Below are 4,850 nucleotides of genomic sequence, written 5' to 3'. Positions count from 1 at the left end.
GCCTCTTCGTGCGCGGATGGAAAGCCTACTTCCGGCTGGCGCAAACACCTCGGGTCTGGCAAGCGCTGGACGAGTGGATGCGCCATCGTGTGAGGGCAATCCAGCTCAAGCAATGGAAGCACGGCAGACGATCTTTCGGGAAATGATGGCAAGGGGAGCCAAACCTGGGGTGGCCCAGCAAGTGGCAGCAAATGCCGGTCGCTGGTGGCGCAACAGCGGCAAGCTCCTTAACGCCACCCTCACCATTAGATGGGCTGACCAACTTGGAATGCCCAGGCTCGTCTAACCTCAATCTCTCGAACCGCCCGGTGCGGACCCGCATGCCGCGTGGTGTGGCAGGGGTGCGATCACATCGATCGCCCCCTATGCCGATGAGTTCGATTTTGCAAGGGCTCAGCTCAGCAGCGGTAGGCCTTGCTCCATACCGTAGCCCAGCCGAACGTGGGCATCGTCGAAGCTGAGCCAGAAGAAACGGAACAGGATTGGACCCCCGCCGCTGAACGGCGTCATTTCGCGATGCAGCCAGGTGGAGGGCTGCTCACCTTCAAGCGGAATGTGGAAGTAATGTCGCCGGTGGCAGACGTCGCTGCCATCCTTGTAGAAACGGTAGTCATTGACAACCAGCGGGGCGAGGGGAGTCTTAGACAGGATTCCCGTTTCTTCCGAAAACTCTCGAAGGGCTGCCGCGGCGATATCTTCGCCAGCTTCTACCGTGCCGCCCGGAACCTGAAGCTCGATCTCCGGAAAGTCCGGCTCATCGAAAACCAGCAGCCGGTCGCGCCAGGTTGCATAGATCAGCACCTTGAGCGCATCCGGCTTCATCGTTGCCTCAGCTGAAGCGGATGATCGCGACTTCGCCGTCGACGGCGCCCTGATAGGCGGAGGCGTGAGGCTCCTCGGACGGCACTTCGGTCAGCATGCCGATCTGGTCGAGGTCGGCCTCGATGAAACCTTCTTCCGCAAGCGCATTCAGAGCCTCGCGCACGGCGCTGTCGTCGTCGGCGGCCTTGAGCATGATATGGAGATCGACGCCCTCGCTGTTGTCGGACTCATAGCCCTTGCCGATGATGATGAAGACCATCGGGCCTTCGGAAATGTTGTCGTTGTCGGGGGCGGTGATCATCGGATGTCCTTCGATTCGAGATTTGAATCTGATTTCATGCGTTTAGCGTCTGCAATCGGTGATTCCATAGCCGCTTTTTACTGCAATGCTCAAGTTTATCTTGCTGTGCAGCAGCGAATGCGCCTAGAAGCTCCAAAAGAGCGCGTAGTGGCCGGGTTTCAAGGCGTTTGGCCTAAGTTTATTTCTTAACGGCCTTGACGAGACGACGGGAAACCAGTAGTACCCGCGCCATCCGGACCCATGTGAGGCATGGCCATTCGGGGCGACGCGCCCCGGAGATCACCTCAAACAAGGTTCGAAACGCACGTTGAAGATATGATGCCTGCACGCATGACGCATGTCTTTTGCGTCCTCTGCTCTCAGTGGTCCATCTGCGAAAGCGGATCGGGCCACGTTTTGCGCATTGAGACAAGCGTGTGATCTTGCCGGAGACGGCGCGAGTTACGCCCGCAAGGGATTGAGATATAAACGTAAGGGATGGTTGAATGCCTACCGTAAACCAGCTTATCCGCAAGCCGCGTCAGGCGAACGTAAAGCGTAATAAGGTTCCTGCCCTGCAGGAGAACCCGCAGAAGCGCGGCGTTTGCACCCGCGTCTACACGACGACGCCGAAGAAGCCGAACTCGGCTCTGCGTAAGGTCGCAAAGATCCGCCTGACCAACGGCTTCGAAGTCATTGGTTACATCCCCGGTGAAGGCCACAACCTTCAGGAACACTCTGTCGTCATGATCCGCGGCGGCCGTGTTAAGGACCTTCCGGGTGTTCGTTACCACATCATCCGCGGCGTTCTCGATACCCAGGGTGTCAAGAACCGCAAGCAGCGCCGTTCGAAGTACGGTGCGAAGCGTCCGAAGTAATTCGGCTTTGAAATCCCGGCGCTGCGCGAGGTCCTCCGCGTGGTAGAGCGCCTTTAACAATTGAAGAGACGAGAAGTATGTCCAGACGTCACAGAGCAGAAAAGCGCGAGATCAACCCGGACCCGAAGTTCGGCGATCTGGTTGTTACCAAGTTCATGAATGCAATCATGCTTGACGGCAAGAAGTCCGTCGCTGAAAGCATTGTCTACGGCGCATTTGACTCCGTACAGGGCAAGTCCAAGCAGGAGCCGCTCGGCGTGTTCCATCAGGCTCTGGACAACGTTGCTCCGCACGTTGAAGTCCGTTCGCGCCGTGTTGGTGGTGCAACCTACCAGGTTCCGGTTGATGTTCGTCCGGAGCGCCGTCAGGCCCTGGCCATCCGCTGGCTGATCGCTGCCGCGCGCAAGCGCAACGAAACGACCATGATCGACCGACTGTCGGGCGAGCTTCTCGATGCATCCAACAACCGTGGTTCCGCGGTCAAGAAGCGCGAAGACACGCACAAGATGGCTGACGCCAACCGTGCGTTCTCGCATTATCGCTGGTAATCCCGAACGGGTTCGAAAGGCAGTCCACAATGGCTCGCGAATATAAAATTGAAGACTACCGAAATTTCGGTATCATGGCGCACATCGACGCCGGCAAGACGACGACGACTGAGCGTATCCTTTACTACACCGGCAAGTCGCACAAGATCGGCGAAGTGCACGATGGCGCGGCCACGATGGACTGGATGGAGCAGGAGCAGGAGCGTGGTATCACGATCACCTCCGCTGCCACCACGACCTTCTGGAAGGGCCGTGACGGCAAGATGCGCCGCTTCAACATCATCGACACCCCCGGCCACGTCGACTTCACCATCGAAGTCGAGCGTTCGCTGCGCGTTCTCGACGGTGCGATTGCTCTTCTCGACGCCAACGCCGGTGTTGAGCCGCAGACGGAAACCGTCTGGCGCCAGGCTGAGAAGTACAATGTTCCGCGCATGATCTTCTGCAACAAGATGGACAAGACCGGTGCGGACTTCTACCGCTCCGTCGAGATGATCAAGACCCGTCTCGGCGCAACGGCTGTCGTCATGCAGCTGCCGATCGGCGCAGAAAGCGACTTCAAGGGCGTTGTCGACCTGATCGAGATGAACGCTCTCGTCTGGCGCGATGAATCGCTCGGCGCCCAGTGGGATGTCGTCGAAATCCCGGAAGACATGAAGGTCAAGGCTGAAGAATATCGCGAAAAGCTGATCGAGACCGTTGTCGAGATCGACGAAGCCGCGATGGAAGCCTACCTCGAAGGCACCATGCCCGACAACGATCAGATCCGCGCGCTCGTCCGTCGCGGCACGATCGACGTCAAGTTCCACCCGATGTTCTGCGGCACCGCCTTCAAGAACAAGGGCGTTCAGCCGCTGCTCGACGCCGTTGTCGATTACCTGCCGTCGCCGCTCGATATTCCGGCGATCAAGGGCATCGACTTCAAGACGGAAGCCGAAATCGAGCGTCACGCTGACGACTCCGAGCCGCTTTCGATGCTCGCATTCAAGATCATGAACGACCCGTTCGTCGGTTCGCTGACCTTCGCACGCATCTATTCCGGCAAGCTCGAAAAGGGTTCGTCGGTTCTGAACACGGTCAAGGACAAGCGCGAGCGCGTCGGCCGTATGCTGCAGATGCACTCGAACTCGCGTGAAGACATCGAAGAAGCCTTCGCAGGTGATATCGTTGCTCTCGCTGGTCTCAAGGAAACCACTACGGGTGACACGCTCTGCGATCCGCTGAAGCCTGTTATTCTCGAGCGCATGGAATTCCCCGAGCCGGTCATCCAGATCGCGATCGAGCCGAAGTCCAAGGGCGACCAGGAAAAGATGGGCCTCGCGCTCAACCGCCTGGCTGCTGAAGACCCGTCCTTCCGCGTCAAGACCGACCAGGAATCCGGCCAGACGATCATCGCCGGCATGGGCGAACTTCACCTCGACATCATCGTCGACCGCATGCGTCGCGAATTCAAGGTTGAAGCAAACGTCGGTGCTCCGCAGGTTGCCTACCGCGAAACCATCACGCGCCAGCACGAAGAAGACTACACGCACAAGAAGCAGTCCGGTGGTACCGGTCAGTTCGCGCGCGTCAAGATCGTCTTCGAACCGAACCCGGATGGCGAAGACTTCAAGTTCGAGTCCAAGATCGTCGGTGGTGCAGTTCCGAAGGAATACATTCCGGGCGTTCAGAAAGGTATCGAAAGCGTTCTGTCTTCCGGTCCGCTGGCTGGCTTCCCGATGCTCGGCGTCAAGGCGACGCTCATCGACGGTGCCTTCCACGACGTCGACTCGTCGGTTCTGGCGTTCGAAATCGCTTCGCGTGCTTGCTTCCGTGAAGCAGCCAAGAAGGCCGGCGCTCAGCTCCTCGAGCCGATGATGAAGGTCGAAGTCGTCACGCCGGAAGATTACGTCGGTGACGTTATCGGTGACCTGAACTCCCGCCGTGGTCAGATCCAGGGCCAGGAAAGCCGTGGTATCGCCGTCGTCATCGCCGCCAACGTTCCGCTGGCGAACATGTTCAAGTACGTCGATAACCTGCGCTCCATGTCACAGGGCCGTGCTCAGTACACGATGACCTTCGATCACTACGCGCCGGTCCCGTCGAACGTCGCAACGGAAATCCAGGCAAAGTATTCCGGTCAGAAGTGACCGGAATACCAATTGACCGATAACAAGAATTAGATCCCTCACGGGACCTTAAAAGAGTGGAGAGCCCAAATGGCAAAGAGTAAGTTTGAGCGCAACAAGCCGCACGTTAACATCGGCACGATCGGCCACGTTGACCACGGCAAGACGTCTCTGACGGCAGCGATCACGAAGTACTTCGGCGAGTTCAAGGCGT

The 4,850-nt window shown here is 58.4% G+C and carries 7 protein-coding genes; 5 read left to right on the top strand and 2 right to left on the bottom strand.

What is annotated here, in order from left to right:
- The first annotated feature begins 8 nt into the window (after window positions 1–8).
- Window positions 9–146 carry a group II intron maturase-specific domain-containing protein gene (locus IB244_RS33290; RefSeq protein ID WP_409564095.1) on the top strand — a complete coding sequence of 46 codons (138 nt, stop codon included), beginning with the start codon at window positions 9–11 and terminating at the stop codon, window positions 144–146.
- Between the two features lie 247 nt (window positions 147–393).
- Here the strand turns inward: IB244_RS33290 and IB244_RS31265 are convergent, their stop codons facing one another.
- Both IB244_RS31265 and IB244_RS31260 read right to left on the bottom strand, forming a co-directional pair.
- Window positions 394–822 (bottom strand): NUDIX hydrolase, encoded by a 429-nt coding sequence (locus tag IB244_RS31265; RefSeq protein WP_192242225.1) that lies wholly within the window; start codon window positions 820–822, stop codon window positions 394–396.
- Between the two features lie 7 nt (window positions 823–829).
- The gene (locus IB244_RS31260; RefSeq protein ID WP_025662697.1) at window positions 830–1,123 is read right to left on the bottom strand and encodes a hypothetical protein; all 294 of its coding nucleotides are present in this window, start codon (window positions 1,121–1,123) and stop codon (window positions 830–832) included.
- A gap of 485 nt (window positions 1,124–1,608) precedes the next feature.
- Here IB244_RS31260 and rpsL point away from each other — a divergent pair, with 485 nt between their 5' ends.
- The 4 genes from rpsL to IB244_RS31240 form a co-directional block, all read left to right on the top strand.
- Entirely contained in the window at window positions 1,609–1,980 is a 372-nt protein-coding gene (gene rpsL, locus IB244_RS31255; RefSeq protein WP_003547537.1) for a 30S ribosomal protein S12, read from the top strand.
- A gap of 77 nt (window positions 1,981–2,057) precedes the next feature.
- The gene (gene rpsG / locus IB244_RS31250; protein WP_018860448.1) at window positions 2,058–2,528 is read left to right on the top strand and encodes a 30S ribosomal protein S7; all 471 of its coding nucleotides are present in this window, start codon (window positions 2,058–2,060) and stop codon (window positions 2,526–2,528) included.
- A 29-nt stretch (window positions 2,529–2,557) separates the two neighbouring features.
- Complete coding sequence (fusA, locus tag IB244_RS31245; RefSeq protein WP_018860447.1) at window positions 2,558–4,657, top strand: elongation factor G; 2,100 nt, start codon at window positions 2,558–2,560, stop codon at window positions 4,655–4,657.
- 69 nt (window positions 4,658–4,726) lie between these two features.
- Window positions 4,727–4,850: GTP-binding protein (locus IB244_RS31240; protein WP_003578655.1), on the top strand; the 124-nt coding region annotated here is incomplete at its 3' end.

It is taken from the genome of Rhizobium sp. RHZ02, assembly GCF_014851575.1.
GTDB lineage: Bacteria > Pseudomonadota > Alphaproteobacteria > Rhizobiales > Rhizobiaceae > Rhizobium > Rhizobium altiplani.
Note: the sequence above shows the minus strand (reverse complement) of the source record. Positions and strands in the feature narration are given on the sequence as shown.

What these genes read in the sequence shown, in the direction of transcription:
- IB244_RS31265 (WP_192242225.1), bottom strand. Translation starts at nt 822, where the DNA reads ATGAAGCCGGATGCGCTCAAGGTGCTGATCTATGCAACCTGGCGCGAC.
- IB244_RS31260 (WP_025662697.1), bottom strand. Translation starts at nt 1,123, where the DNA reads ATGATCACCGCCCCCGACAACGACAACATTTCCGAAGGCCCGATGGTC.
- rpsL (WP_003547537.1), top strand. Translation starts at nt 1,609, where the DNA reads ATGCCTACCGTAAACCAGCTTATCCGCAAGCCGCGTCAGGCGAACGTA.
- rpsG (WP_018860448.1), top strand. Translation starts at nt 2,058, where the DNA reads ATGTCCAGACGTCACAGAGCAGAAAAGCGCGAGATCAACCCGGACCCG.
- fusA (WP_018860447.1), top strand. Translation starts at nt 2,558, where the DNA reads ATGGCTCGCGAATATAAAATTGAAGACTACCGAAATTTCGGTATCATG.